Origin of the sequence: Vibrio sp. S234-5 (assembly GCF_000960595.1) — a bacterium.
Lineage (GTDB): Bacteria > Pseudomonadota > Gammaproteobacteria > Enterobacterales > Vibrionaceae > Vibrio.
In genome coordinates this window covers 1-1,279 of the sequence record NZ_JZAM01000257.1, presented here as the reverse complement: position 1 = coordinate 1,279, position 1,279 = coordinate 1, and the positions used below count along the sequence as shown (strand labels likewise).

Below are 1,279 nucleotides of genomic sequence, written 5' to 3'. Positions count from 1 at the left end.
CAGGGTTCGCGCATGTTATTGACGCACCTTTTTATCGAATTTCGGGATAAAATTTTTAGAAATAGATTGAATTAGCGATCTTGACGTGATCTTATACTGTTAAAAATAAAGCAGGATAAGACGAATATGGATTACAGCGAATTTAAAGAGCATTTTAGCATATTGAGTGATACTCGTCAGGCAAGAAAATCGACCTATAATTTCTTCGAAGTGATGTTCCAGGTGGTGACAGCGATGCTGTGCGGAATGAAGACTTGGGATGAAATCGAAGGCTTTGGTGAGGAAAATTTAACCTGGTTTCGTAAGTTTAGTGACTACTCTTCTGGTGTGCCTAGTCACGATACCTTGGCGCGAATAGTGGGTTTGATTGATCCAGATGAGTTTTCATTGTGTTTCGTTCGATGGTGTAATGATATTCGGCGAGAAAAATCCTTAGTGACCCATCATGTTGCCATAGATGGCAAGTCATTAAAAGGTACGTATGATTATAGTAAAAACAAATGCTTAACTCATATGGTGAACGCGTATTCTGTAGATACTGGCCTTGTGCTAGGGCAGTTGAAAACGGATGAAAAATCGAATGAGATCACGTTAATTCCCCAGATATTGAAATTAATCCAAGTTGAAGACCGAGTTATCAGCCTAGATGCCATGGGATGTCAAAGAGCCATAGCGGAAGATATTGTTCTTAGAGGCGGTGACTATTTAATGTCCGTTAAGGATAACCAACCTCGTTTACATGCTCTTTTTCAATCTCATTTTTCTTTTGAGAAATTGGCAGAATATTCGTCTCACGCAGTAGAGCAAGAAGAGGCAGGTAAACGTGGTCGCAAGGTGATAAGGACCTACATCACGGTCCCATTTACCCAAGAATTTGGTGATTTTGCTGTTGATTGGAAAGGTTTAAAAACATTATGTATAGCAGTAACTTACCAGAAGTCGAATAGTGAATCATCGGGAAGTCTTGGTATTCGGTATTTCATCTCATCGAAGGAACTGACGCCGGTTAGTTTTGGCGAATTGTGTCGTGGTCACTGGGGTGTAGAGAGTATGCATTGGTGGCTGGATTGTGTGATGGGAGAAGATGATAGCCGCATTACTTATCAGCATGCGGCAGAGAATCTTTCGCGCATACGTCAAATGTGCATGAACTTGATAAAGTTAGTAGAAATGAAAGGCACTTTGAAAAGGCGGCAATTAAAATGTGCGTTAAATACAGAGTTTCGAGAGCACGTGTTATTTGGGACTTAACAATTATTTAACTCATGCGCAAGCCGTG

The 1,279-nt window shown here is 40.5% G+C and carries 1 protein-coding gene; it reads left to right on the top strand.

Annotated features, from left to right (window positions below; all coding sequences use genetic code 11):
* Positions 1-126 precede the first annotated feature (126 nt).
* On the top strand, positions 127-1,251 hold the full coding sequence (locus tag UF06_RS15935) for an ISAs1 family transposase (protein WP_045571304.1): 1,125 nt from the start codon (positions 127-129) through the stop codon (positions 1,249-1,251).
* The last annotated feature ends 28 nt before the right edge of the window (positions 1,252-1,279 follow it).